Source organism: Thermopolyspora sp. NPDC052614, from assembly GCF_040678635.1.
In the GTDB taxonomy this organism is placed as follows: Bacteria; Actinomycetota; Actinomycetes; order Streptosporangiales; family Streptosporangiaceae; genus Thermopolyspora.
Genome location: NZ_JBFATZ010000004.1, coordinates 270,581 through 296,012, shown reverse-complemented (window position 1 = coordinate 296,012; position 25,432 = coordinate 270,581). Strand labels below are relative to the sequence as shown.

Annotated in this window: 24 protein-coding genes and 1 riboswitch; of the genes, 13 read left to right on the top strand and 11 right to left on the bottom strand. The window is 72.0% G+C overall.

The window, feature by feature from the left end; translation table 11 throughout:
• Nucleotides 1-92 precede the first annotated feature (92 nt).
• Nucleotides 93-545, top strand: a complete 453-nt coding sequence (locus AB0K60_RS10920) for a TIGR02611 family protein (protein WP_364051370.1) — start codon at nucleotides 93-95, stop codon at nucleotides 543-545.
• An 80-nt stretch (nucleotides 546-625) separates the two neighbouring features.
• On the opposite strand, the gene AB0K60_RS10915 is transcribed toward AB0K60_RS10920, so the two are convergent.
• Nucleotides 626-946: a co-chaperone GroES gene (locus AB0K60_RS10915; RefSeq protein ID WP_364051367.1), complete on the bottom strand. Its 321-nt coding sequence runs from the start codon at nucleotides 944-946 to the stop codon at nucleotides 626-628.
• Between the two features lie 142 nt (nucleotides 947-1,088).
• On the opposite strand from AB0K60_RS10915, the gene AB0K60_RS10910 reads away from it, so the two are divergent.
• On the top strand, nucleotides 1,089-2,246 hold the full coding sequence (locus AB0K60_RS10910) for a hypothetical protein (RefSeq protein ID WP_364051364.1): 1,158 nt from the start codon (nucleotides 1,089-1,091) through the stop codon (nucleotides 2,244-2,246).
• Between the two features lie 27 nt (nucleotides 2,247-2,273).
• On the opposite strand, the gene AB0K60_RS10905 is transcribed toward AB0K60_RS10910, so the two are convergent.
• Nucleotides 2,274-3,866, bottom strand: a complete 1,593-nt coding sequence (locus tag AB0K60_RS10905) for a serine/threonine-protein kinase (protein ID WP_364051361.1) — start codon at nucleotides 3,864-3,866, stop codon at nucleotides 2,274-2,276.
• Between the two features lie 244 nt (nucleotides 3,867-4,110).
• Between AB0K60_RS10905 and AB0K60_RS10900 the strand changes: the two genes are divergently transcribed.
• On the top strand, nucleotides 4,111-6,675 hold the full coding sequence (locus AB0K60_RS10900) for a penicillin acylase family protein (protein WP_364051358.1): 2,565 nt from the start codon (nucleotides 4,111-4,113) through the stop codon (nucleotides 6,673-6,675).
• Nucleotides 6,676-6,819: 144 nt separating this feature from the next.
• Here AB0K60_RS10900 and AB0K60_RS10895 read toward each other — a convergent pair whose 3' ends face one another.
• Together AB0K60_RS10895 and AB0K60_RS10890 are read right to left on the bottom strand one after the other, a co-directional pair.
• Nucleotides 6,820-9,201: a helicase-associated domain-containing protein gene (locus AB0K60_RS10895; RefSeq protein WP_364051355.1), complete on the bottom strand. Its 2,382-nt coding sequence runs from the start codon at nucleotides 9,199-9,201 to the stop codon at nucleotides 6,820-6,822.
• A 430-nt stretch (nucleotides 9,202-9,631) separates the two neighbouring features.
• Complete coding sequence (locus AB0K60_RS10890) at nucleotides 9,632-10,171, bottom strand: ATP-binding protein (protein WP_364051352.1); 540 nt, start codon at nucleotides 10,169-10,171, stop codon at nucleotides 9,632-9,634.
• 212 nt (nucleotides 10,172-10,383) lie between these two features.
• Here AB0K60_RS10890 and AB0K60_RS10885 point away from each other — a divergent pair, with 212 nt between their 5' ends.
• The 3 genes from AB0K60_RS10885 (at nucleotide 10,384) to AB0K60_RS10875 (ending at nucleotide 11,875) form a co-directional block, all read left to right on the top strand.
• Nucleotides 10,384-11,205 (top strand): helix-turn-helix transcriptional regulator, encoded by an 822-nt coding sequence (locus AB0K60_RS10885; protein ID WP_364051349.1) that lies wholly within the window; start codon nucleotides 10,384-10,386, stop codon nucleotides 11,203-11,205.
• Nucleotides 11,206-11,442: a DUF397 domain-containing protein gene (locus tag AB0K60_RS10880; protein ID WP_364051347.1), complete on the top strand. Its 237-nt coding sequence runs from the start codon at nucleotides 11,206-11,208 to the stop codon at nucleotides 11,440-11,442.
• Between the two features lie 160 nt (nucleotides 11,443-11,602).
• Nucleotides 11,603-11,875: a hypothetical protein gene (locus AB0K60_RS10875; protein WP_364051344.1), complete on the top strand. Its 273-nt coding sequence runs from the start codon at nucleotides 11,603-11,605 to the stop codon at nucleotides 11,873-11,875.
• Nucleotides 11,876-11,895: 20 nt separating this feature from the next.
• On the opposite strand, the gene AB0K60_RS10870 is transcribed toward AB0K60_RS10875, so the two are convergent.
• Nucleotides 11,896-12,561: a histidine phosphatase family protein gene (locus AB0K60_RS10870; protein WP_364051341.1), complete on the bottom strand. Its 666-nt coding sequence runs from the start codon at nucleotides 12,559-12,561 to the stop codon at nucleotides 11,896-11,898.
• Between the two features lie 117 nt (nucleotides 12,562-12,678).
• Nucleotides 12,679-12,799, top strand: a riboswitch (cobalamin riboswitch).
• Nucleotides 12,800-12,870: 71 nt separating this feature from the next.
• On the opposite strand from AB0K60_RS10870, the gene AB0K60_RS10865 reads away from it, so the two are divergent.
• The 4 genes from AB0K60_RS10865 to AB0K60_RS10850 all read left to right on the top strand — a co-directional run bounded on the left by AB0K60_RS10865 (nucleotide 12,871) and on the right by AB0K60_RS10850 (nucleotide 16,586).
• Nucleotides 12,871-13,821, top strand: a complete 951-nt coding sequence (locus tag AB0K60_RS10865) for an ABC transporter substrate-binding protein (protein WP_364051338.1) — start codon at nucleotides 12,871-12,873, stop codon at nucleotides 13,819-13,821.
• A 180-nt stretch (nucleotides 13,822-14,001) separates the two neighbouring features.
• Nucleotides 14,002-14,967, top strand: coding sequence for an iron ABC transporter permease (locus AB0K60_RS10860; protein WP_364052084.1), 966 nt, complete (start codon nucleotides 14,002-14,004; stop codon nucleotides 14,965-14,967).
• The gene (locus AB0K60_RS10855; protein ID WP_364051335.1) at nucleotides 14,964-15,794 is read left to right on the top strand and encodes an ABC transporter ATP-binding protein; all 831 of its coding nucleotides are present in this window, start codon (nucleotides 14,964-14,966) and stop codon (nucleotides 15,792-15,794) included. Before AB0K60_RS10860 ends, AB0K60_RS10855 begins: the two co-directional genes overlap by 4 nt.
• 15 nt (nucleotides 15,795-15,809) lie before the next feature.
• A complete protein-coding gene (locus AB0K60_RS10850) occupies nucleotides 15,810-16,586 on the top strand; it encodes an adenosylcobinamide amidohydrolase (RefSeq protein ID WP_364051332.1) in 777 nt (258 codons plus the stop codon).
• Between the two features lie 41 nt (nucleotides 16,587-16,627).
• Here the strand turns inward: AB0K60_RS10850 and AB0K60_RS10845 are convergent, their stop codons facing one another.
• Entirely contained in the window at nucleotides 16,628-18,400 is a 1,773-nt protein-coding gene (locus AB0K60_RS10845; RefSeq protein ID WP_364051329.1) for a serine/threonine-protein kinase, read from the bottom strand.
• A complete protein-coding gene (locus AB0K60_RS10840; protein WP_364051326.1) occupies nucleotides 18,397-19,929 on the bottom strand; it encodes a hypothetical protein in 1,533 nt (510 codons plus the stop codon). The genes AB0K60_RS10845 and AB0K60_RS10840 overlap by 4 nt, the downstream gene beginning before the upstream one ends.
• Nucleotides 19,930-20,133: 204 nt before the next feature.
• Between AB0K60_RS10840 and AB0K60_RS10835 the strand changes: the two genes are divergently transcribed.
• Complete coding sequence (locus tag AB0K60_RS10835) at nucleotides 20,134-20,826, top strand: response regulator transcription factor (RefSeq protein WP_364051323.1); 693 nt, start codon at nucleotides 20,134-20,136, stop codon at nucleotides 20,824-20,826.
• Here AB0K60_RS10835 and AB0K60_RS10830 read toward each other — a convergent pair.
• A complete protein-coding gene (locus AB0K60_RS10830; protein ID WP_364051320.1) occupies nucleotides 20,763-21,509 on the bottom strand; it encodes a hypothetical protein in 747 nt (248 codons plus the stop codon). The genes AB0K60_RS10835 and AB0K60_RS10830 overlap by 64 nt on opposite strands.
• A gap of 223 nt (nucleotides 21,510-21,732) precedes the next feature.
• On the opposite strand from AB0K60_RS10830, the gene AB0K60_RS10825 reads away from it, so the two are divergent.
• A complete protein-coding gene (locus tag AB0K60_RS10825) occupies nucleotides 21,733-22,410 on the top strand; it encodes an SDR family NAD(P)-dependent oxidoreductase (RefSeq protein WP_364051317.1) in 678 nt (225 codons plus the stop codon).
• Nucleotides 22,411-22,478: 68 nt separating this feature from the next.
• Here AB0K60_RS10825 and AB0K60_RS10820 read toward each other — a convergent pair whose 3' ends face one another.
• Together AB0K60_RS10820 and AB0K60_RS10815 are read right to left on the bottom strand one after the other, a co-directional pair.
• Nucleotides 22,479-22,781 carry a DUF3467 domain-containing protein gene (locus tag AB0K60_RS10820; protein WP_364051314.1) on the bottom strand — a complete coding sequence of 101 codons (303 nt, stop codon included), beginning with the start codon at nucleotides 22,779-22,781 and terminating at the stop codon, nucleotides 22,479-22,481.
• Complete coding sequence (locus AB0K60_RS10815) at nucleotides 22,778-23,437, bottom strand: DUF305 domain-containing protein (protein ID WP_364051311.1); 660 nt, start codon at nucleotides 23,435-23,437, stop codon at nucleotides 22,778-22,780. The genes AB0K60_RS10820 and AB0K60_RS10815 overlap by 4 nt, the downstream gene beginning before the upstream one ends.
• Nucleotides 23,438-23,574: 137 nt before the next feature.
• On the opposite strand from AB0K60_RS10815, the gene AB0K60_RS10810 reads away from it, so the two are divergent.
• The gene (locus AB0K60_RS10810; RefSeq protein WP_364051308.1) at nucleotides 23,575-24,306 is read left to right on the top strand and encodes a DUF3105 domain-containing protein; all 732 of its coding nucleotides are present in this window, start codon (nucleotides 23,575-23,577) and stop codon (nucleotides 24,304-24,306) included.
• 6 nt (nucleotides 24,307-24,312) lie between these two features.
• Here AB0K60_RS10810 and ald read toward each other — a convergent pair whose 3' ends face one another.
• Nucleotides 24,313-25,428, bottom strand: a complete 1,116-nt coding sequence (ald, locus tag AB0K60_RS10805) for an alanine dehydrogenase (RefSeq protein WP_364051305.1) — start codon at nucleotides 25,426-25,428, stop codon at nucleotides 24,313-24,315.
• Nucleotides 25,429-25,432 lie beyond the last annotated feature (4 nt).

Genomic DNA, 25,432 nt, shown 5'->3' with positions numbered 1-25,432 from the left:
AACCGGAGGTATTCGGTTGAACGCTCCAGGGACTGTGTTTCCACCTATGCTGGGTAACGGGGCGAAGGACGGGCGGGGCAGGGGAGCGACGGGTGGACGACAGGGCTCAGGGTGCCGCCGTTCGGGGGGAGCGGGCCGAGGTGGACGGGGACGCGGAGCCGCGGACGGCGCTTGGCCGCTGGCTGGACGGAGTGCGCGCCAATCCGGCGGGCCGCCTCACCCTCAAGATCGTCGTGGGTGTGCTCGGCGCGGCCATGGTGATCGGCGGTCTGATCCTGGTGCCCTTCCCCGGGCCGGGGTGGCTGATCGTGTTCGGCGGCCTGGCCGTGCTCGCCACCGAGTTCGCCTGGGCGCACCACGTGCTGGAGTTCGGCAAGAAGGTCCTGGGCATCTGGACGCAGTGGCTGCTGCGGCAGAACTGGCCGGTCCGCATCCTGGTCTCGGTCGTCACGCTCGCCATCGCGGGCGCGATCGTCTGGTTCATGGTCAGGCTGACCCTCGGCGTCGACCTGATCGTGGAGGGCCGGCAGATCGTGGGCCTGTGACCCGGCTGTGCCGGGTCGGGGGCCGGGTGTGGATCGGGGCGGGGGTCGGGCCGGGCTACGGGGCCGGGCTACGGGCCGGGCTAGAGGTACAGGCCGGTGCCGTGGTCGGTGTGCTGGGTCGCGATCGCGTGCAGGTCGCGCTCCCGCATCACGAGGTAGACCTCGCCGTGGATCTCCACCTCGTACTGCTCCTCGGGGTTGAACAGCACCTTGTCGCCGACCTTCACCTGCCGGGCGCTCGCGCCGACCCCGCAGACCCGACCCCAGGTCAGGCGGTTGGCCATCTTGACCGTCGCCGGGATGACAATGCCCGCCGTGCTTCTCCGCTCCTCGGAGTCGCGTTCGACCTTGATCATGACGCGGTCGTGGAGCATCTGTATCTCGAACTTCGGTTCTGTCACGCTGGAAGTTTATGTGCCCCGGACGGGTAAAGGCTTGCCTGTTCGCCTCACCTGGCTGACCTTTTCCTCCTGACCTAGGCGACTTGCGAGCCATACTGGTTCCATAGGGATCAGAAGGATCGGGACGGGTGCGGGAGGCGTATTGGTCCCACGGGGCGATGTACGGTACCTCGACCGCATCCCCGCCAAGGGGATGTTCGTGGTGGGGGCCGATGTCGTGCCCGGTCGCTACGTGTGCCGGGCACCGGGAAACGGGCGCTGGATCCGCTACCCCGCCGGGAACACCTGGCCGGTGGCGGGGCGGCCGGACGCGCCCGGCGAGGCCGAGGTCGTCATCGAGACGGGGGACGTCGCCTTCCAGACCCACATGCCGGGCGACTGGCACCGGGTCGGCACGCCGGGTGCCCAGGACCACGACGGCGAGTCCGGCGCCCTGCCGGTCATCGACCCCGACCTCGACCAGCGCCTGGCACGCAGGCTCAAGGCGAACCACGACCTGCTGCGCCACGTGCGCACCGGCAGCGCGTGGGCGGGCGACCGGCTCCGCCCGCGCGGGACCGAGTGGCTGCGCTTCACCGGCCTGACGCTCGTGGTCATCCTGTTCCTCAGCGCGGCGCTCAACGTGGACACCGCGCCGCTGATCTTCTTCGCGATCGTGTCGAGTTCCGTGACGTACGGGCTGCGGCTGAGCGTGTGGCACCGGCGGCTGGGCGGCCTGCGCGCCGCCGCGAAGGCGAACCCGGACCGGTTCTGCCTGCCCGGCGACCTGGACGAGACCGGCCGGGCGCTGCTCGCCCGCGCCCAGGACGCCATCCGCCGGGTACGCGAGTCCGAGGTCGCCCGCGCCGGGCTGCTGGAGCCCGGGGAGAACGCCGTGACGCTGCCCCAGCAGGAGTGGCAGATCGCCAAGACGCTGCGCAAGGTCGCGCAGCTTCGCCAGGACCAGCGCGACGTGCTCGCCGAAGGGGTCACGCCGCAGGCCGAGGCGGCGCTGCGCCCGCTGCGCGCCGCCCTCGACGAGGTGGAGTCCTCGGTGACCGCCCGCGTCGAGGCGCTGGAGCGCTACGCGGACCGTACGGCCGAGGCCGACGCCGCCTACCAGGCGCACGCCCAGGTGGTGCGGGTGGCCCGCCGCGCCGCCGAGTACCAGGATCTGCTCGCCGAGACCGTCGCCGACGAACTGGCCGTCTCCGAGATCGACCGCCTCGCCCGCAACGCCGCCGATCTGGAGAAGGCGCTGCACGACAGCCTCGACGCGGCCCAGCAGGCCTGCGTCGAGCTGCCCCGGCCCGAGGACTGACGCGGGCTCGCCGGGTCCCGCTCCCGCTCAGCGGGCGGCGTCGATGCGCCTGGTCAGGATGGCGGCCGCCTGGTCGAGTTTCGCGAAGCCGGCGGACTTTTGCGACAGGTAGACGTACACGATGAGGTTGTGGAGGCGGAACGCGCCGTAGGAGATGTGGCCGAATGACTCCGCGCGCCGGTAGCTGATCCCCTGAGCGCCGACGGCCGGGCGGCCCTTGCGGAGCACCGTGCTCGGATTGCGCTCCACCTCCTCCTCGAAGGTGGTCCTGGTTATGTAGTCGAAGGTCTGGCTCGCGGAATTGTCGTCCGGCAATCGGACGATCGTGACACTGATGAACGGGCCGGACGTGGTCTGCCAGTAGCAGGCGCCCCGGGTCGAGAACTGCCGCTTGGCGGGGCCGCCGAGCAGGCTCGCCGCCTGCGCGTCGGTGAGCATGTCGCAGGCCCGGGGCTCCTGGGCGTAGACCGCCTTACCGGTCTGGGTGGGGATGGCCGTGGGGGGAGGGGTGGTCCCTCCGCCGCCGGTGCCCGTGGTCGTCCCCGTGGTTTCCCCGGTGGTGCCGCCGGTGGCCTGGTTCGAGCCCTGGCCGGAGTCCCAGACGCGCCAGACCGTGAGGCCCGCCGCCGCGAGCAGCACGACCGCGAGCGCCGCGCCCACGAGCGCCATGATCGTCGGCCTGCCCCCGCCGGGGACCGTCGCGTCCGTGGGGTGGGGCGGGAAGGTCGGTCCGGTGGGCGAGGCGTGCCCCTGCGGGGGCGGCCCGTACGGCGGCGGAGGGCCGGGCGGGGCGTCCGGGGCCGCCGTGATCGCGCGCAGGTGCCAGGCGGCCTCGTCGGCCGAGAGCCGGCGCGCCGGGTCCTTGTCGAGCAGGCCGGAGAGCACGTGGGACAGCGGCCCGGCCAGCCGCATCGGGTCGGGGTCGTACAGCAGCGGCGCGGTGAACATCGCCTCCAGCCGCTCCCGGTGGTACGGCGCGCGCCCCTCCACGGCCGTGTACAGCGTCGCGCCGAGCGACCACAGGTCCGACTCGGGGCGGTCGCCCTCGCCGCGCAGCCGCTCGGGGGCGATGAAGCCGGGGGAGCCGGTGAGGCCGCCGGTGTGGGTGAGCGTGGCGTCCCCGCTGAGGCTGGCGATGCCGAAGTCGGTGAGCACCACCCCGCCCTCCGGGGTGATCAGCACGTTGCTCGGCTTGACGTCGCGGTGCAGGATGCCCGCCCGGTGCGCGGCGGAGAGGGCGTCCAGCAGGCTCAGCCCGATCCGGGCCACCTGCGGCGCGGGCATCGGGCCGTGCTCACGGATCATCTGGTGCAGGGACCGGGCCCGCACCAGTTCCATGATGATCCACGGCCGACCGTCGTCGACGACCACGTCGAGCACGGTGACGATCGAGGGGTGCGAGCGCAGCCGGGCCGCCGCGCGCGCCTCGCGCAGCATGCGCTCGCGCAGCTCGGCGCGCTCGGACTCGTCGAGTTCGGGCGGGAGCCGTACCTCCTTGATGGCGACGTCCTGGTGCAGCAGCTCGTCGGTGGCGCGCCACACGGTGCCCATGCCACCCTGGCCGAGGGGGGAGTGCAGCCGGTAGCGCCCCACCAGCAGCCGGGGTGTAGCCGTGTCCACATCTGGACGATAGTCCGTTCGTAAAGCGCCTAACGGTGGTTTTTTCGTATATCGCGCCCTCCTGAACCGGGTGCGCCTGGGAGACCGCCGCTCCGGCGTCCGCCGCCGTAGGCCGGGACGTGCACGAGGCGTCGGCCCTGACCGGAGACCCCGCCCGAGCCGAGGCCGGAAATATACCGGCGGGTATCGCCATCGACGCCGTCTGGCGTCACACTGAACGGATCCCCCCGGTGAAAGGTCCCGAATGGCGAGACTCGCTCCGTTTGCCCGGCTGCCGCGTCCCCTCCGGTGGGCGGCCCGCGTTCTGACCGTGATCCTGGTGCTCGCGGTCGTCGCGGCCGGATTCGCCACGTTCACGATCAGGCGCTCGTTTCCGCGACTCGACGGAGAGATCGCCCTCGCCGGGCTGAGCGCCCCGGTCACCGTTCACCGCGACCGGTACGGCGTGCCGCACATCTACGCCGACACCACCGACGACCTGTTCCGGGCGCAGGGCTACGTGCACGCCCAGGACAGGTTCTGGGAGATGGACTTCCGCCGCAAGACCACGGCGGGTCGCCTGTCGGAGCTGTTCGGCGCGTCCACGCTCGACGTCGACAAGGTGGTGCGCACGCTCGGCTGGCGGCGGGTCGCCGAACGCGAGCTGCCGCTGCTCGCGCCGGAGACCCGCCGGGCGCTCGACGCCTACGCGGCGGGCGTGAACGCCTGGCTGGCCCAGCACGAGGGCGCCTGGGACAAGAGCCTCGAATACGCCGTGCTCAAGCTGATCAACGGGTCCTACGCCCCCGAGCCGTGGACCCCCGTCGATTCCCTGGCCTGGCTCAAGGCGATGGCGTGGGATCTGCGTTCCAATGTGGCGTCCGAGCTGGAGCGGGCGATCGACGCCTCCCGCCTGCCCGCCGACCGCGTCGCTCAGCTCTTCCCGGGCTACCCCTACGACCGCAATGCCGTGATCGTCCCCGGCGCCCCGGCCTCCGGCGACGGGGGCAAGGCCGCCACGGCGTCGGTCCGGGCGGCTCGGCCGATCGCGGGGAACGCGCTGGAGGGGGCCGTACGCGCCCTGCGGGCGGTGCCGGGACCGCTGGGCGGGGCGGAGACCGACCGGGCGGGGATCGGGTCGAACTCCTGGGTGGTGTCCGGCCGGCACACCGCCACGGGCCGCCCGCTGCTCGCCAACGACCCGCACCTGGGACCGACCCTTCCGTCCATCTGGTACCAGGCGGGCCTGCACTGCCGCCGCGCCGGGCCGGCCTGCCCCTTCGACGTCGTCGGCTACACCTTCTCCGGGCTGCCCGGCGTGGTGATCGGCCACAACGCCCGGATCGCGTGGGGCTTCACCAACCTGGGGCCGGACGTCACCGACCTGTACGTCGAGCGGGTGAAGGGCGACGCCTACCAGGTCGGAGGCGAGTGGCGGCCGATGGAGGTGCGGCGGGAGCGGATCAACGTCGCGGGCGGCAAGCCGGTGGACCTGGTGGTCCGCTCGACCCGGCACGGGCCGATCATCTCCGAGGTGCTCGACGACGCCCGGAGCGCCCTGCGCGGCGCCGTGGGCGCGGACGAGGGGGGCGTCGGACACGCCCTCGCGCTGCGCTGGACCGCCCTCGACCCCGGCCGTACGGGCGACGCGATCATGCTCCTCAACACCGCGCGGAACTGGGAGGACTTCCGCCGTGCCGCCGAGCGGTTCGAGTCCCCCGCGCAGAACATGATCTACGCGGACGTGGACGGGAACATCGGCTACCAGGCGCCGGGCCGCATCCCCGTTCGCGCCAAGGGCGACGGCCGCAGCCCGGTGCCCGGCTGGACCGGCGACAGCGAGTGGACGGGATTCATCCCCTTTGAGAAGCTCCCCAGCGTCTACAACCCGCCCGAGGGCTTCATCGTCACGGCCAACAACGCGGTCACGGCCGAGGACGCCGGGCCGTTCATCACCGCCGACTGGGCCTACGGGTACCGCGCCCAGCGCATCACCGACCGGCTCAAGCAGGCGATCGCCCGGGGCCGCGTCACCGCCGACACGATGGCGGACATTCAGCGGGACTCCGCGAACACCTTCGCGCCCGTGCTCATGCCGTACCTGCTGAAGGTTCCGTTCCCGGACGGCGAGTTCGGTACGGCGCTGCGCGAGGTGGCGAGCGGCTGGGACTTCGACCAGGGCCGCGACTCGGCCGGCGCGGCCTACTACAACGCGGTCTGGCGGCATCTGCTCAAGCGCGTGTTCGACGACGAGATCCCCGAGGGGGCCCGCGCCGGCGGCGGGGACCGCTGGTTCGAGGTGATGCGGTCCCTGCTGACGCGTCCGGACGACCGGTTCTGGGACGACGTGCGCACCACCGGCAAGATGGAGACCCGCGACGACATGCTCGCCGCCGCGTCCCGCGACGCCCAGGACGAGCTGCGTGAGCGCCTCGGCGACGACCCCGCCGAGTGGCGATGGGGCGACCTGCACACGCTGACCCTCACCCACCAGAGCCTCGGCACCTCGGGCATCGCCCCGATCGAATGGCTGTTCAACCACGCCCCGCTCCGCCTGGCGGGCGGCAAGGACGCGGTGAACGCCACCGGCTGGAACTCCGCCGAGGGGTACGAGGTCGACCACGTCCCGTCCATGCGCATGATCGTCGATCTCGCCGACCTGGACGCATCCCGATGGATCAACCTCACGGGTGCCTCCGGGCACGCCTTCCACACCAACTACACCGATCAGGCCGATCTGTGGGCCGATGGGAGGACCATCCCCATGCGCCACACCGAACGCGCCGTGCGCGCCGACGCCGTCACCACCCTGACACTCACACCTCGGTAACTCGCAGATGCACGTGCAGATGCACCGGCTTCGGTAAATCGCTTTTCTCTGTTCTTTCACTCACGTTTCATCGCTCGGTTCCCTCATGCCTGAACCGGGACGCAGGAGCCTCCTGTGAGCAGGCGCCGGTCCCGCAAACCGCCCTCAGTACGCGCTGGTGACGGAGGAGATTTCCGCGAGCGGGAATTCCAGGTAGTCGCCGGCCTCCTCGCACCAGGCGTCCAGGACGTTGCGGCGCAGCTCGCCGTGGCTGATCGTGGCCGTGATCCCGTCCGTCAAGGTGATCATCGCGCGGACGCCGCGGTCGACGACGAAGCCGAGCAGGGACTGCTGCGCCGTCGGCAGGCGGGAGGCGAGGCGGCCGATCACCGCCCAGGTCTGGCCCGGCTGCCGTTCCGGGTCCCGCGCGTGCATCAGGCGGCGGGCGTGCTCGCGGGGGTCCGGCGGCGGCTCGGCGAGGGCGAACGGCGTGGTGTCCAGCTCGGCGACCTGCCCGCCCGGCAGCAGGATCAGCTTGCCGCCCGGCGGCTCGCGCCGGATGGTGATCTCGCCGGTGTCGTCCACCGGCACCGGGGCGTAGCCCGCCTCGCGCAGCGCGGCGAGGGTGCGCTCGGCGGGCTGCGAGCTGGCCAGCACGGTCGGCGCGAGCTGCCGCAGGCCCAGCTTGGACAGCCGGCGGTGCGCGGCGATCTCGGCGAGCAGGCCGGGGTCGGAGCCCTGGATGATGCAGGCCACGGTGGTCACGGTGACCTCGCCGTGCCGCCGCGCCACGTCGCGGATCAGGTAGGTGAGCGCCTGCGGCAGCGTGCCCGCGCGGGCCAGGTCGGCGAGCAGGCTCTCCGCGCCGTGGCCGGCGTCGAGGGCGCGCCGTACGCTCGCGGGGGAGAACCGCCAGACCGAGGCGGCGCCCTTGCTCTCCCGGTCGGCGGCCCGGTCCAGCAGCGAGGCGAGCTCGGCCGACGGCGGGCCGGTGACCACGGCGGTGAGGTCCGGGCCGAACAGCGCGGTGCGCTGCGCGCCGGCCAGGGCCTTGGTGGAATGCTCGATGAGCGCCGGATCGTGCTCGACCTCGGGCACCTGCTCGTCCTGCTCGGCCCCGGCGACCGCGCCGAGGTGGGCCAGCGCCCGTCCCAGGGAGGTCGCGCTCTCGCCGGAGACCAGGCCGAGCAGCCGCCCCTCCTCCAGTACGGCGGGGCAGCAGGCGGCCAGCAGCTCCCGGTCGAGCAGCGGCGCCCTCCAGTGCACGGCCTGCACGAGCTCGGGCAGCGTGGCGAACGCGGCGCCCTCGGGCAGCCCGGCGAGCGCGCCGAGCACCGCCCACCGGATCCGGGCCACCGTCTCGCCCGCGGCGTCGTCACCCAGGACGGTCGGATATCGGCCGTCCTGGCGGCGTAACGACGAGCGCTCCATGCGCCACCAGGCCGACAGCAGCACCCGCAGCCGGGCCGGGGCGTCCTCCAGCCGCCAGGCGTCGAAGCGCTCGGTGGGCACCAGGCCGCCGGCCGTCTCGTCGAGGGCGATCAGCCGGGCGACCGCGCACACCTCGAGCAGCAGCCGAGTCTCGGCCTCGGTGCTGCCGGTCTCCCTGGCCACCCGCCGCACCTCGCGCACGCCGACGCCGCCGTTCTTCAGCAGCGGCAACGGGGTCTTGTCGGTGTTCTCCAGCAGGGCCGCGGCGCGGTCGACCACGTGCGGCGCGGCCAGGCACATCTCATGCTCGGCCGCGGCGGTGTCCACCCGCACGGTCGCCACGTCCGGCGGCTCGGGGGTGAACGGGGGATGGTAGTCGGGGCCGCGCAGCGCCAGCGCGACCTCGCGCGGCATCTCGGCGATGTCCCACCGGGTGCGGAACAGCAGGCCGCGGTCGGCGGCCCACTTCTCCGCGGTGCCCTCGACGGTGAAACGTTCGCCGTTCACGCTGCGCACCGGCCCGTCCCAGGCGAAGTCGTCGAGCAGGCCGAGCGTGCCGTCGGGGGCGTCGGCGAGCAGCGCGCCCAGTTGGTCGCTGTCCGAGAGCGTCGCGCAGATACGGCCGATGAGCTGCCGTTTCCCGCCCTGCGTGGAGAGGCCGAGGCGGCGGCTGACCCGTCGCAGCTCCTCCACGTTGAGCGTCCAGGCCTCCAGGAACGAGGCGAGGGAGTCGCCCAGGCCGCACGGCGCGGTCCACCAGCGCGCGACGGCGTCGGCCAGGTGGATGCGCCCGTCGGGGCCGGGCCAGGCGAGCGCGTGGTCGTACACGTGCTCAAGCCAGGGCCGCACCTCGCAGGTCGGTACGCCGAGGAAGCGGGCGAGCTCGTCCTCGGTGGCGCGGTCGCCGATCACCAGGCACGCCTGCAGCAGCTCGAGCGGCGGCAGCGGCAGGCCGCGCATGACCTCCATGACCGCGAGATTGTCGATGAGGCGCTCGGCGAGGGTGTTCAAACGCCGGGGCCAGGGGGCCGCGATGGCGTCCGGCCGATTGGCCAGAACGCGGGCGAGCCGGTCTTCGTCGAGGGTCGTCAGCCAGCCGAGTAGGTGATCGTCCATCACAGATCTCTCATAGGTCTTGCGGGACCGACCAGAAAGCCACCGTAATGCAGATCACCCTTGTTCGGGATCTGCCTGCCGGAATCCACACCGATTCCGCCCGTGCCGACGGCGGCGCGGGGGTCTCCCGGCGCAGCCGGTGTGACGGGATGCCCAGGTACGACATGGATCCCGTCATCTACATGTTCTCCGCGGATCGATTACGAGCAGGACGTGCCGTGGATCAGGTCGGGACGCCTCCGTCCTCCGGCACCCGTCGCCCGGCCGAGCCGGGTCCCGGGCCCTCGCACGCCGTGCGGACGTCTGCGGCGATTCCCGTTACCGGGAACTGTTCTCCACTTATCGGAAGTCGTCAATGCTCTTCGCGGAAGCCCGCGAAACTCGGGAAAAATTGGGGAACGCAGAAGTCCCACCATTAACAGGAAGATCTTCAGAAGCAGGCGGCGGCGGGCCCGGCGCAGGTCTCCAGGATGGCCCAGACCGCCTTGCCGCTGGGGGTCAGCGGCGACCATCCCCAGCGCACGCTGAGCGAGTCGACGATGTGCAGGCCGAGTCCGCCGGGCTCCAGCGGGGCGGGGTGCCGCAGCACCGGCGGCGTCGTCCCCGGATCGGCGATGGCGCAGGCCACCAGGGACCCGCGGCGGATGAGCGAGAGCCGGATCGGCTCGGCCGCGCGGGGTGCGGCGAGCGCCAGGCCGTGCCGCAGGGCGTTGGTCGCGAGCTCGGAGACGACCAGCCCCATGCCTTCGGCGAGGTCCTCCATCGCCCAGCCGCACAGCGTGTTCATCGCGAAGGTGCGCGCGGTCCGCGCCACCTCCGGACGGGCGGGGAGGGCGAAGGTGGCGGTGGCGGCGGGGTCGTGGAAGCGCCCGCCCAGCAGATCGCGGGCGGGGTCGGGCCACCAGCCGAGCGGGGGCCACCAGTCGAAGGCCGGCTTGCTCTGTCCACGCGTCAGGTCCGTGGAATGCATGGGAACAAGGATGCTCCAACATCATGTGCAAGTGCAAGAGCGAATGCACGTGCAAGAGCCTCGTGCACGCGCTACCGTTGTCTCAAGGAACCCTGAATCTGAAAGGGGAGCCCACGCGCGATCTTTGACAGACTGTGTGATGCAGTCCACAACCGGAGGAAAGTGACGTGTCCATAGATCCGCCGGGTTCCGGCTCCACAGTTCGGCGCATCATGCTCGGTGCCAGCCTTCGGCGGCTGCGCGAGCAAAAAGGACTCACCCGCGAGGTGGCCGGATTCCATATCCGGGCCTCGGAGTCCAAGATCAGCCGAATGGAGCTCGGCCGGGTCGGTTTCAAGACACGTGACGTCGAAGACCTGCTCACGCTCTACGGCGTCAACGACGACGCCGAACGCCGTAGCCTGCTGGAGATGGTCCGTGAGGCGAACACGCCGGGCTGGTGGCACAAGTACGGCGACCTGCTGCCAAGCTGGTTCACCACCTACGTCGGCCTGGAGGAGGCCGCGGCCGTGATCCGCACCTACGAGGTGCAGTTCGTGCCCGGCCTGCTGCAGACCGCGGCGTACGCCCGCACGGTCATCCAGCTCGGATATCCGGATGGCTCGGAGGAGGAGCTCAAACGCCGCGTGCATATGCGCATGCAGCGGCAAGAGCGTCTCGGCCGCAAGGACGGGCCGAAGCTGTGGGCGGTGATCGACGAAGCGGCGCTCCGGCGGCCGATCGGCGGCCCCGACATCATGCGCGAGCAGATCCAGCACCTGCTGGACGTCTCGACTCTGCCGAACATCACCATCCAGGTGATGCCGTTCAAGTTCGGCATGCACGCCGCCGAAGGCGGGGCGTTCACAATCTTGCGTTTTCCAGAGTCCGACCTGTCGGACGTGGTCTACGTCGAGCAGCTCTGGGGTGCCTTATACCTGGACAAGCGTGAGGACATCGACCCGTACCTCACCGCGATGGAGCAGTTGTGCGTGGAGAGCACCACGCCAGGCGGCACCGCTGAGATACTCGGGGACATTCTCAGAGAGATGTAGATGCAGCAGACGTACAACGGGATGCCGGCCAGCGACCTCGACGGGGTCCGGTGGCGCAAGAGCATCCACAGCAACTCGACCGGTAACTGCGTGGAGCTCGCCGAGCTCCCCGACGGTGACATCGCCGTCAGGAACTCCCGCTTCCCCGAGGGCCCCGCCCTGATCTACACGCGAGATGAGATCCGGGCCCTCGTCATGGGGGTGAAGGACGGCGAGTTCGACAACCTGCTGGCGTAACCGCTTATTAACATTGACCGCATCCGATTAACGCGGGTGCGGTGGTGGTGTAACCCGGATCATCGTCGAGTCCGGCACATTGGGACCCGTCCATCGCGACGACGACACGCGTTCGGACATCTGTTTGGACGACATCGTGGGGGCCCTGATGCTGGACCGGATGACGCTGTACCCCGTGGCCGACGACGTGCTGTTCGCACCGGGCGGCCGTGTCGTGATCCGTACCTACGGCGTGGCCGCGCCGGCGGAGTCGGCCACGGGGGAGACGGGCGAGGAGCGGGCCGTCGCCTACCGCACCTGGGTCACCGGCGTGCGCGACCAGCCCCGCTACTGGCGCTGGGGGCACTTCGAGGACGCCCGCCGCGGGCACCGCAAGGTGCTGGAGTGGCTCACCGGGCGCGGTCCGCAGCCGCAGCAGGTCGCCACCGTCTGAGCGTTCCGGCGTGTGCCGCCTCACGGCGAGCGCACCGGGGCGTTCCAGCGGAGGATCACCGGCTCGCCGTGCTCGAAACCGAGGGCGCTGATCGTTCCGGTGTCGAGCCGGAACAGGCGGCCGTCCCGCGGCGGGAGGCCGAGCCAGCGCGCGGTCAGCGCCCGCAGCAGGTGACCGTGCGCGACCACGGCCACATCGCCGCCGTTCCCGCCGCCGCCGTCGTCGGTGTCGGGGTCGGCCTCGGCGTTGGCGTCGGCGAGGACGGGCCGGACCCGGGCGATGACGCGATCGACGCGTGCCCCCACCTGGTCGATCGTCTCGCCGGGATGCTCGGGGCCGCCCGGGATGACCCCGTCGCGCCACAGGTACCAGCCGGGCCGGTCCTCGCGGATCCGGGCCGTGGTGACGCCCTCGTAGCCGCCGTAGTCCCACTCCCACAGGTCGGGGTCGGGCTCCGGGGCCGCCGCGCCGTTCCCGGCGGTCAGGCCGGCCAACTCCGCCGTACGGCGAGCGCGTAGCGCCGGGCTGACGAGGACCAGCGCGAAGCGGTGGCCGGCGAACTCGGGGGCGAGCAGCCGTGCCTGCTGCTCGCCGCGCCCGGTCAGGGGGACGTCGGTGCGGCCGGTGTGCCGGTGGTCGCGGCTCCACTCGGTCTCGCCGTGCCGGAGCAGAATCAACTCAGCCATATTCGACCATCATGCCGGTCGCCGATTCCCCGCCGTACGGGGGGCTCGCCGGGGCCCGGTCGGTGCCGCCGCTCGGCCGCCGTCCGAAGCCCGACCCGCGGCTGGATGGGGCGATCAGGGGTTGATACCGTGCCAGGGACGCGCTGTGCTCAGCGAAATCCGGTGGGAGTCCGGTGCTGTCCCGCAACTGTCATGCCCGTGAGGGCGAGCCAGGTCGCCTGGGCACCGCGCCGACGACATCAACCCTCGTGGAAAAGGGTGATCCGTCCGCACGGGTCCCTCGATTCCCGGCAACCCCTGGAGGATCTCGTGAGGCCCGTACGGCTGGCCTTGGCGAGCGCGTTGCTGGGTGTCCTCGGGTTGGCCGCCTGCGGCCAGGCACAGGACTCCGCACCCGCCCCCTCGTCCGCACCCCCCGCCGCCACCGCGTCCGCGTCCGGCGCGTTCCCCGTCACCGTCCAGGCCGGCAACGGCGCGGTCACCATCGCCGCGCGGCCGGAGCGGATCGTCTCGCTCTCGGCGACCGCGACCGAGACGCTGTTCGCGATCGGCGCCGGGCCGCAGGTCGTCGCCGTGGACGAACGCTCCAACTTCCCGGCCGAGGCGCCGAAGACCTCGCTGTCGGGATTCAAGCCCAACGTCGAGGCGATCGTCGAGCAGCGGCCCGACCTGGTCGTGATCACCAATGATGTGGGCGGCATCGTGGCCGAGCTGGGCAAGGTCAAGGTGCCCGTGCTCGTCGAGCCGTCGGCGGCCGACTTCGACGACGCGTACGACCAGATCGCCGACCTCGGGGCCGCCACCGGCAACGCGGACAAGGCGCGCGAGGTCGCGGACGGCATGAAGCGGGAGCTGGACCGGCTCGCGGCCGAGGCCCCCAAGAACAAGAAGCTGAGCTTCTACCACGAGGTGGACACCACGCCGTACTCGGTGACGTCCAGCACGTTCATCGGCCGGGTCTACGGCCTGTTCGGGCTCGTGAACATCGCCGACGAGGCGCCGGACGCGAGCGGCGGCTACCCCAAGCTGTCGACGGAGTTCATCGCCAAGGCCGACCCGGATCTGATCTTCCTCGCCACCGCGAAGTGCTGCGGGCAGAACCGGGACACCCTCGCCAAGCGGCCGGGCTGGTCCGGCCTGTCGGCGATCAAGAACGACCGGGTGATCGGCCTTGACGACGACATCGCCTCCCGCTGGGGGCCGCGCGTCGTCGACTTCGCCAAGACCGTCGGCGGGGCCGTGCGCGAAGCGTCCGGCTGATCCATGGGCGTCCGTCGCGCGTCGTCCGAGCACTCCGCCGCCTCCGAACACACCGCTGTCGCCGAGCAGCCTGCGGCCTCCGCGCCTTCCGGGTTCCTCCGGCGTCCGGCCGTGGCCGTGCCGGGGCGGCGGGCGCGGGTGCTGCCGGTGCTTGTGGCGGTGATCCTGCTCCCGGCCACGATGACGGCCGGGCTGCTCGTGGGGGCCGCCGACATGCCGGTGAGGGGAGTCCTGCTGACGCTGCTCGACCGGCTGCCGCTGGTCACGGTGGACCCGGGGCTGTCGCCGGTCGAGCAGGCGCTGCTGCTGGAGCTGCGGCTGCCGCGCGTGCTGACCGCGGTGGTCGTCGGCGGGCTGCTCGCCATCGCCGGGGCCGGTTACCAGGGCGTGTTCCGCAACCCGCTCGCCGACCCCTACCTGCTCGGCGCCGCCGCCGGGGCCGGGCTCGCCGTCACCCTCGCCGTCGTGCTCCTGCCGGGTGAGGCGGGGAACGCGGCCGTGCCGGTGGCCGCGTTCGCCGGGTCCGTCGGCGGGGTCTTCCTGGCGTACGCGCTGGGCCGCACGGCGGTGCACGGCGGCGGCACGGCGACGCTCGTGCTCGCGGGCGTCGCGGTCATGTCGTTCCTCACCGCGATCCAGACGTTCGTGCAGCAGCTCGACGTCGAGGAGCTGCAGCGCGTGTACGCCTGGATCCTCGGCGACCTCGGCGGAAGCTGGGAGCAGCTCGCGGTGATCGCGCCCTACACGGTCGCGTCCACGGCCGTCATGCTGCTGCACGGGCGGCTGCTCGACGTGTTGTCGGTCGGCGACGAGGAGGCGGCCGGGCTGGGCGTCAACGTGGCCCGCGTCCGGCTCGTGGTCCTCGCCGCCGCGTCGCTCGCCACCGCCGCCGCGGTCGCGGTGAGCGGGCTGATCGGCTTCGTCGGCGTGGTGGTGCCGCACGTGGTGCGGCGGCTGGCGGGCGGCTCGTACCGGATCGTGCTGCCGCTCTCGCTCGTCGGCGGGGCCGCGTTCCTGGTCGTCGCCGACCTGGTGGCCCGTACCGTCGTGGCCCCGGCGGAGCTGCCCATCGGCGTGGTCACCGCCTTCGTCGGCGCCCCCTTCTTCGTCGCCGTCCTGCGCGCCACCCGGTCGGTGGAGACGTGAGCGCCCCCGCCCGCGAGGGACGGAACGAGGCGGCGCGGAAGACGGTCGGCGGGCTCGCGGTGCGAGGGCTGGGCGTGGATCTCGGCGGGAAGCCGGTGCTGTCCGGCGTCGAGCTGACCGTGCCGGGCGGGGCCTGGCTGGCCGTGATCGGGCCCAATGGGGCGGGCAAGTCCACGCTGCTCAAGGCGATCGCCGGGGTCGTGCCGTACGCGGGCGCGGTGCTCGTGGACGGCGAGCCCGCGCACGCCGGAAGCCTGCGCGAACGCGCCCGGCTCTTCGCCTACGCGCCGCAGACGCCGTCGCTGCCGCCCGACATGACCGTGTTCGACTACGCGCTGCTCGGGCGCACGCCGTACATCTCCTATCTGGGGCGGGAGGGCCGCACCGACCGGGAGATCACCGCCTCGGTGCTCGACCGGCTCGGGCTCGCGGCGCTGGCCCGGCGCCGCCTCGCCCACCTGTCGGGCGGCGAACGCCAGCGGGTCGTGCTCGCCCGCGCCCTCGCCCAGCGGGCGCCGATCCTGCTGCTTGACGAGCCGACGACCGCCCTCGACCTCGGCCACCAGCAGCAGGTGCTCGAACTGGTGGACCGCCTCCGGCTCGCCGACGGCCTCACGGTCGTCGCCGTCCTGCACGATCTGAGCCTCGCCGGGCAGTACGCCGACGCGGTGCTGCTACTGTCGCAGGGCCGCCCGGTCGCGGCCGGGCCGCCCGCCGAGGTGCTGACGGCGACGTCGCTGGCCGAGCACTTCGGCGCCCGCGTCCGGGTCGAGGCCGGGCCGGGCGACCGCCCCCTGATCCACCTGGTCCGCCCCGAGGGCGGGTAGCCGCCGAGGTAGTCCATGGCAGAACCGGTTCCGCATCCGATGACGCTCGCCTACCGGCAGGAGGACGGGGCACGGCTCGCCTCGCTGCTGTGGGAGTTCGGGCCGGGCTGGCGCATGATCTCCTCGGCGGTGCTCGGCGGCGGGATCGGGCCGCGGGAGTGGGTGCTCAACGCCCAGGTGGCGAGCGGGTACGCCCGCCTCGACCCCGCCGATCACCTGCGGGAGCTCGGGCCGGGCGGATCGGGCGTCGGCATGATGACGGTCGCGTACGCCGATCGTTACGTGCGCCGTCATGACGGCGGCGTGGAGGCGGTCGCGACCGTGGGCCTGCGCCGTCCCACCTGGGCCGCCGCGCCGCCGGACGCCGACGACCCGGAGCTTGAGCCGCGAGGCGAGGCGGGCTCGCACGGCGGGCCGAGCGCCGATGGTGCGCGGGACGCGGCGGCCACGGTGGACGCTGTGGCCACGGCGGACGCGGTGGACTCCGGTCGGCGGGCGCCGGCTCCCGGGACGATCAACATCGTGGTCGTGGTGCCGGTCGCGATGTCGGACGCCGCCCTGGTGAACGCGGTGATGACGGTGACCGAGGCCAAGACGCAGGCGCTGGTCGAGACCGGCTTTCCCGGCACGGGGACCGCCTCGGACGCGGTTTGCGTCGCCGTGCGCCAGGACGGTCCCGAGGAGATCTTCGGCGGGCCGCGCTCGGTGTGGGGCGCGCGCATCGCTCGCGCCGTGCACGCCGCCGTGCGCGACGGGGTCCACGAGTGGCATCGGGGGCCCCGTCCGCGCTGAGCCGCCGCCCCGCTGCCGGGCGGCGGCCGAGTGGAAGGCGACTACTGGAAGGCGACGCTGCCGACGACGCGGTCGATCATGGAGTTGTCGCAGCGGCCCGGGGCGCAGAAGAAGGTGATCAGTGCGGTTGGCTGGCCCTGAGCGCGTCTGACCAGGTAGGCGACGAAGTCGAGGCGGCCGCCCTGCTGCGGGTCGTTGATCGTGCCCGTCACGCGGAAGCCCGGGCGTCCGCCGACCGTGGCCGCCGTGGGCTCGGAGCCGAAGCCGACCGGGCCGGGCAGCACGGCCGGCAGGGTGTCCTTCAGGTGCTGCACGTCGGAGACGTCGAGGGTGTTGTTCACCTGCGCGAGGATTCCGGCCGCCCGGCCGGGGTCCTCGCTGTTGATGATGCGGTTCACCGTCGTCCAGTCCGAGACGAGCGGCACCGAGAACAGCGTCTCGAACTCCGCCGCGCTGGGCGAGATGATCACATACTCGTCCCCGTGTACGCGGGTGCTCCACTCGGCGGGGTGGCTGAAGGTGAACGGCGCGGCCAGGTTGCCGGAGAAGGTGTGCCAGGTGACCGGCGACTGGCCGCCGGGGTTGAACAGCACGAGCGCCACCACGGCCAGCGAGACCAGCGCGGCGGCGATGCCGATCAGGGGTCCCTTCGGCACGCCCTTGCGCCTGGCCTGCCGGGGCCGGTACTCGGCGGCCGGCTGGGTCCAGGCCGCGCCCGGCGGCAGGCTCGACATGCCCTGCCCCGGGTGGCTGTGCGGCCCCGCGCCTCCGGGCGGCCAGGTGTTCGCCCCCGTCACCGGCCCAGAAATCGGCCCGGAGATCGGGCCGGGGAAGGGACCGGACACGGGCCCTGGCGCCAGACCCGCGACCGGCTCGGGCGGCGAGGGCACGGGCGGTGTGCTGGTCGTGCCGATCTCCGGGGCCACCCCGGCCGTGCCAGGACCGCCCGCGATCGCGTCGCGCAGCGCCGTGATGAACTGCTGGCAGGTGGCGTACCGCTCGGTCGGCGACTTGGCCAGCGCCCGCGCCATCACGGCGTTCACCGCGTGCGGCAGCTCCGGCCGGTACGGCGTCAGCGGGGGCGGCTCGTGCGACACGTGGGCGTACAGCAGCGCCAGCTCGGTGTCCCGCTGGAACGGCGGCAGCCCGGTCAGCGCCTCGTAGACCACGCACGCGAACGCGTACAGGTCGCCGCGGCCGTCCACCGGCAGGCCGCGGATCTGCTCCGGCGCCACGTACCGGGGCGTGCCCATGAACTGGCCCTGGCTGGTCAGCCCCGCCTCGGCGTACGTGCTCTTGGTGAGCCCGAAGTCGGTGAGGTAGACGTGGTCGGCCTCCGGGTCGCTCGCGGGCCCCTCGGCGACCAGGATGTTCGCCGGTTTGACGTCGCGGTGCACCAGGCCGTTGAGGTGGGCGGCGTCCAGCGCCGAGGCGATCTGCGTGAACAGCCGCCCGGCCCGGGCGATCGGCAGCGGGCCGCCGGACTGGATCAGCTTGCGCAGGTCGCTGCCGTCGACGTAGCGCATGGCGATGAACAGCAGCTCGTTGCTCTCGCCGGCCTCGTAGATCGGGATGATGTGCGGGTGGTCGATGCTCGCCACCAGCCGCGACTCGCGGATGAACCGGTCGCGGAAGCGCGGGTCGTGGGAGAGCTGCGGGGCGAGCACCTTCAGCGCGACGGCCCGGTTCAACCGGTGGTCGTGCGCCCGGTACACCGTGGCCATGCCGCCCCGGCCCACCACGGACTCGACGAGATAGTCGCCGAGCCGCGTCCCGATGAGCGGTGGCAACGGAGGTCCCCCGAGATCGGTCACGGCGACTCCACCGGATGCCCGCAGAAGCCGCAGAATCTGTGGGCGTGGCCGAGGCGCATGCCGCACTGCGTGCAGAAGCGCATGGTTTGGGTGCCGCCGACCGGGACCTCGGTCGGGCGGGGGTGGGGGACGGCGGGGTGCGGCAGGTCCCCCGGATAGGCGGGTGCGCCGAGGGGCGCGCCCTGCTGGGGCGGGAGGTTCGCCCCTTGGAGGCCGATCTCGGCGGACTGGGCGTACTCCAGCATCTCGGTCGGCTGCGGCGGCCAGGAGGAGATCTGCATCGCGTCGGGCGGCGTCGGCCCGCCCAGGTCCTCTTGGGCGCGCTCGCGGCGGCGGCGCAGCATCATCGGCACCAGCACGGCGACCAGCAGCCCGGCCACGACCACGCCGCCGGTCACCCACAGCCAGGGGGAGGCCGACGAGGTCCGCTGCGGCGCCGCGCTCGGCTGCGCGCCCTTCGCCCCGGTGTCCTCGGCGGTGCCACGCTTGCTCTGCGCGACGCGCAGGTGGTCGGCGGCGACCGCGTGGTCGCCGCGCAGCCGCAGCACCTGCTGCAGGACCGGGATCGCGTTGGTGTAGTTCTTGTTGTGGTACGAGGCCAGCGCGGTCTCGTACACCACGTCCACCTGGCCGCGCCGGGGGGTGACGTCGGCGGCGACCAGCGCGTTGTGGATGTCCTCGACCGGGGTGAGGATCACCGGTTCGTCGCCGCCGCCGGTGACCAGCCCGATGATCTCGCTCTTGCCGTCGTCGATGACCGCCGCGCCGTCGCCGTCGCCCTTCAGCGCCTTGTCGATCTTCTCGGTCTCGCTCTTGCGGAACGTGCCGCTGCCGGGCGGTTCGAGGTGCGCGGCGGTGAGCACGGGCGGCTTCTTCGCCGAGGGACGGTCGGGCAGCGTCATGAAGTCGATCGACTCCACCTTGCTGTCCAGTTTCGTGGCGAGCGGCACGGTGGGCAGGCCGTCGACGTCTTCGGTGATCTTCAGCACCGCGGCGGACGAGGGGGATGAGCCCGATTGCAGGACCTCCGCGGGCAGCCCGTCGGAGTTCTCGGCGATGGTGTACGGGAAGACCGTCACCTTGGTGGTGACCGTCGCCTCGCAGATGGAGTTCTCCTCGACCGGGGGATAACAGCGCTGCAGGCGGGCGTTGAGATCGGGGTCCTTCAGCCTGTGCCGGGAGTAGTCCGCGGGGATCTTGACCTTGAAGTACTCGGCGAACACCCGGTTGGCGGCGTAGACGCGGGCATCTCGATCGCTCTTCACCACGCCGGTGGCGGTGACGACGGCGCCGTCGGGCGTCACCGTGAAGCCGCTGCCCTCGGCGATGAGGGTCTCGTACTCGCGCTCCACGCGCCTGATGATGCTGCGATCGTCGTGAAGGGTGATCGAGACGCGCGACGTCGCCTCGACACGCACCGCCCCTGGGGTGACCCGGTCGGTCGAGCCGCTCGGGTGCGGGTGCATCGGAAGCACCAAAAGCACATTTAGGGCGGCGAACCCCGCGACGAGGGAGTGCAGGCGCGGCATCCGGCGTCTCCTCACTGACGTATCCGATTCAAGCGTCTCAGCGCGCCACGGGCCGTACAAGCCTCAATGCGTTACCGACATGCAGTTGCAATCGGGTGTTAAACGCCCTGCGATCTTGGAGATCGCTTGCGTATGGCTTGCGTTGTCCCTTTAGGGGGTGTTTCAGACATATTCAGAGTGGTGTGTCAAGATTAGGCTGCGAGCATGTCGTACAGCACCGCCCCTGACCGCCCCGGCATCCGGATCGTGGTCGCCGACGATCAGGCCATGATCCGCGCCGGGCTGCGGCTCGTGGTGGAGAGCGAGCCGGGCATCGAGGTCGTCGGCGAGGCGTCGGACGGGGTCGAGGCGGTCTCGGTGGTCCGCCGCCTGCGGCCGGACGTGGTGCTCATGGACGTCGCCATGCCGCGCAAGGACGGCCTCGCCGCCGCCCGGGAGCTGCTCGCCGACCCGCACCCCTCGAAGATCATCATGCTGACCACCTTCGACACCGACGAGAACCTGTACGCCGCCCTGCGCGCCGGCACCAGCGGCTTCCTGCTGAAGGTCTCCCCGCCCGAGCAGCTCGTCGAGGCGATCAAGGTGGTGGCGCGCGGCGAGGGCCTGCTGGACCCCGCCGTCACCACCCGGGTGATCGCCTCGTTCGCGCACCGCCACGAGCCGGTCGCCTCGCCGCGGCTGAACGACCTCACCCCCCGGGAGCTCGAGGTGCTGCGGCACCTGGCCCGCGGCCTCACCAACGCCGAGATCGCGGCGGCGCTCTTCGTCGGCGAGGCCACGGTCAAGACCCACGTGGCCCGGGTGCTCATGAAACTCGACCTGCGGGACCGCGCTCAGGCGGTCGTGTTCGCGTACGAATCCGGGGTGGTACGGCCCGGCGCCGGCACGGCCGGGTAGTAGGCCGCCCAGGCGGCGTCGCCCATGCGCAGGACGCGCACGCCGACCGCGCCGAGGGCGATCACCGGAACGGCCCAGAAGAAGACGGTCACCGGGCCGTACGGCACCACGAACGGGACGATATAGCCGACCGCGACCAGCGCCGGCACCCACCAGCCGATGAAGCGGGCCCGCCACACCGCCACGGCGAGCAGCGGCAGCCCCACCAGGCCGACGAACGCCCACGGCATCTGAAAGCCGAAGATCACGCCGGGCAGGTTGAGGACCTCGTCGACGAGCTTGCCCGCCTGGTCCGGCGGATAGTGCTGGCCGAACCACCACTCGACCGGGTCGATCAGCAGCAGCGCCGACAGGTTGATGTAGCCGACCACGGTCAGCGTGCCCCCGATATTGGCGAGCACGCTCAGGCCCTTGCCGGCGGGCTGGCCGGCGACGCCGTTCACGGTGTACCGGCGTGCCAGGTGCAGCAGGCCGAACGCGGCGACGGCCGTCAGGATCCAGCTCCAGTGGTAGAGCGCCGACTGCGCCTGGGCGAGCGCCGGGTTGTCGCCGAAGCTCACGGTCTCGTGGTCGTCCCCCCAGGTGCCGGGGTCCACGAGGACGGCGATGAACTGCAGGAGCGGGGCGAGGATGAGGAGCGTTCCCGCGGCGACGCGCCGGAACGTGATCTGATTGTTCAACATGGCTCTTCGGCCTTCTTCGAGGTGACGGACACCGGGAAAGGTAGGAGACCGGAGCCGGCCGCCACGTCCCTCGCGGGGCTGATGAACCATCCGCCGTCCGGCGGAACCCGCCTCACCCGCCGGGGGTCGCGTCGGCCCGGTACCGGCGACGCCGGGGCGGATGCCGAAGCATGGCCTTGTATGAGAGGTTTGTGCACCGAGAACGTCGGTGTCGGGAGGCGGAATGAACCGGGTTGTGCTGGTGACCGGCGCGGGCGGCGCGGCCGGGCACGCGGTCGTGCGGCGGCTGGCCGCCGACGGCGACACGGTGATCGCGGCCGGCACCAGGAAGGAACGGCTGCCGGTGGAGGCGACCGAGGCCGTCGCCGTCGACCTGCTCGACCGGCCCGCCGTACGGAATGTCGCCGCCGACCTCGGGGAACGGCACGGGCGGGTGGACGGCGTGATCCACCTGGTGGGCGGCTGGCGTGGCGCGCCGAGCTTCGCCGAGACCGACTTGGCGGACTGGGACGTGCTGCACGACCTGCTCATCCGCACGCTGCAGCACGTGTCGCTGGAGTTCGAGCCGCTGCTGCGGGCGAGCGGCGACGGTCGCTTCCTCATCGTCTCGTCCAAGGCCGCCGCGGCGCCCACGCGGCGCGACGCCGCCTACGGGGCGGCGAAGGCGGCGGCGGAGGCCTGGACGCTGGCGCTGGCCGAGGCGCTCGACGGCACCGGCTCGGCGGCGGTGATCTTCGTGATCAAGGCCCTGGCGGACGACGCGATGCGGGCCGCCAGGCCGGGCGCGACCTTCGCCGGGTTCACCGACGTCCGCGACCTGGCCGACCGCGTCGCCGCATTGTGGGACCGTCCCGCCGGCGAGCTCAACGGGCGGCGCATAGACCTGACCGAGCCGGACTGACCGCGCTGGACCGATTGAGCCGGACCGATTGAGCCGGACCGATCGAGCGGGGGTGGACGGCCGTGCGCTCACGGCGCGCGGCCGGTCTCCTTCTCGAACGCGGTGAGCTGCTGCTCCAGAGCCTTCATGAGTTCGAAGACCTGGCCGGGTGGCAGCCGGATGCGGCTGACGATGCGGGTGGGCACGCTGAGGATGCGCTGCCCGGACGACGGGTCGTCGGCGAGCTGCGGCGGGCGCGTGATGACCGCGAAGTCGAGCACGAAGCCATCCTGGGTATGCCAGACCGAGACGAAGTTGGCATAGCTTCCGGCCTCCACCTCGGCGGAGATGCTCACCTCGAGGTGGCTCTCCGGCTCCTGCTCCTGGTTCAATTCCCCTCCTGCAGGATCGAGGGGTACGGCTCGGCGCCCCGCTTTTTGAGCAACTCGGTCATCAGGCCGATCTCGGAGCTCTGCGAGTCGACGATGTGCTGGGCGGTCGTCCGCACGTCGGCTCGATCGCTGAGACGGAGCGCGGCCTTGGCCATCTCCACGCCGCCCTCGTGGTGGCGGATCATCAACTGGAGGAAGAGGATCTCGGCGTCCTTGCCCTTGGCCGCCTTGAGCCGCTCGATCTCCTGCGGCGTCGCCAAGCCGGGCATCGCCGCCGGTCCGGCCCCGGGGGTCGGGGCGGCGGCGGGAGCTCCGTGCCCGCCGTGCCCGGCCATCCAGGCCATCGGCGGGCGGGTGGTGCCCTGGTCCAGCCCCCACTGCTGCAGCCAGCCCATGAACATGCCGCGCTGCGCCGACTGGGTGACGATGATGTCGTAGGTGAGCGTGCGGATCTCCGCGTCGGTGGTGGCGTCCCTGGCGATGAACGACATCTCCACGGCCTGAGAGTGATGAACCCCCATATCCCGCGCGAAACCGGCGTCCACCGAGGCGTCGCCGGGGGTGCCCGACCCGCGCAGCGTGAAGAACAGCACCAGGCCCGCCACCAGGCACAGCGCCCCGGCGGCGAACAGTAGATTGCGCCTTTGCCAGATCATTGTCAGCAAGCGTACCCATTGTCGGGGCGGACCGGACCTCGTGCTTAGGCGGGGCGAAGAGCCATGCCAACGCATTATCCTCCACATACGTCGCGCGAACTGGCGAAACCCGGACTTGGGCATCCAATGGAGGATTGATGGCGAAGGACAAGACACGGGCCCGGCGCGAGCAGTTGGCGAAGTTGCGCGCCGAACAGCAGCGCAGGGAGCGGCGCGCGGCGATGCTGATGTGGGGCGCGGGCGGCTTCGTCATCGTCCTGTTGATCGGCCTGGTGGGCTTCTACCTGGTCCGGGAACGCGCGGCGGCGTCGCTCGACGGCGTGCGCACCTACAACTACCGGGGCGCCATCCACCGGGAAACCAAGCTCACCTATAAAGAGACGCCGCCGGTGGGCGGCGAGCACAACCCGGTGTGGCAGAACTGCAAGATCTACGACAAGCCCATTCACAACGAGACCGCGGTGCACTCGATGGAGCACGGCGCGGTCTGGATCACCTACCGGCCGGACCTGCCCGCCGACCAGGTGGAGAAGCTCAAGAGCCTCGTCACCAGCGACTACATCCTGCTCAGCCCGTACCCCGGCCTGCCGGCCCCCGTGGTGGCGAGCTCCTGGAACAACCAGCTCTACCTCACCGGCGCGGACGACCCGCGGCTGCCGAAGTACATCGCCCGGTACAAGCAGAACGCCACCTACACCCCGGAGAACGGCGCCTCCTGCCAGGGCGGCACCGACGCCGTCGCCGATGAGGCGCCGCTGCCGTCCCCGACGGGGGACCCGCACGCGGAGAGCGCCCGCCCCAGCGCCTCCCCGACCGCATCCGCGAGCGTCTCGCCGACCCCCACGCCGACCCCCGCGCAGGACAAGTAGCGGACCTCAGGCGAGCACCTGCTCCACGGGCAGCGCCGTCATGCCGTGGGCCTCGGCCACCGCGACGTTGGTCAGATGACCCTCGTGGGTGTTGAGGCCCCCGGCGAGCACCGGGTCGGCGCGCATCGCGGCGCGGAAGCCCCGGTCGGCGATGGCCAGCGCGTACGGCAGCGTCACGTTGGTCAGGGCGTACGTCGAGGTGTGCGGGACCGCGCCGGGCATGTTCGCCACGCAGTAGAAGATCGAGTCGTGCACCCGGTAGACCGGGTCCGCGTGCGTGGTGGGGCGGGAGCTCTCGAAGCACCCGCCCTGGTCGATGGAGATGTCCACCAGCACCGAACCGGGCTTCATCCGCGCCACCAGGTCGTCGCCGATCAGCTTCGGCGCCCGCGCGCCCGGCACCAGCACCGCGCCGATCACCAGGTCGGCGTCGAGCACCGCGCGCTCGATCTCGTAGATGTTGGACGCCACGGTCTGGCAGTGCCCCTGGTAGATCACGTCGGCCTGGCGCAGCCGGTCGATGTTCTTGTCCAGCAGCAGCACCTCGGCCTGCATGCCGAGGGCGATGGCGGCGGCGTTCATGCCGGAGACCCCGGCGCCGATCACCACCACCTTCGCCGCGTACACGCCCGACACCCCGCCCATCAGCACCCCGCGCCCGCCGCCCTGCCGCATCAGGTGGTAGGCGCCGACCTGCGGGGCGAGCCGTCCGGCCACCTCCGACATGGGGGCGAGCAGCGGCAGGTACCCCTGCGGGGTCTGCACGGTCTCGTACGCGACGCCGGTGACGCCGGAGGCGAGCATGGCCTGCGTGCACTCCCGCGAGGCGGCCAGGTGCAGATAGGTGAAGAGCGTCTGCCCCTTGCGCATGCGGTGGTATTCGGCGGGGATCGGCTCCTTGACCTTCAGCACCAGCTCGCCCTCCGCCCAGAGGTCGTCGGCCGAATCGAGAATCACGGCCCCGGCGGCGGCGAAATCCTCGTCGGGAATCGCCGACCCCTCGCCCGCGCCGCGTTCGACGAGGACCTGGTGACCGTGCCGGGTCAGCTCGTGTGCGCCCGCGGGGGTCAGGGCGACGCGATACTCCTGGCTCTTGATCTCACGAGGAACCGCGACCTTCATCAGA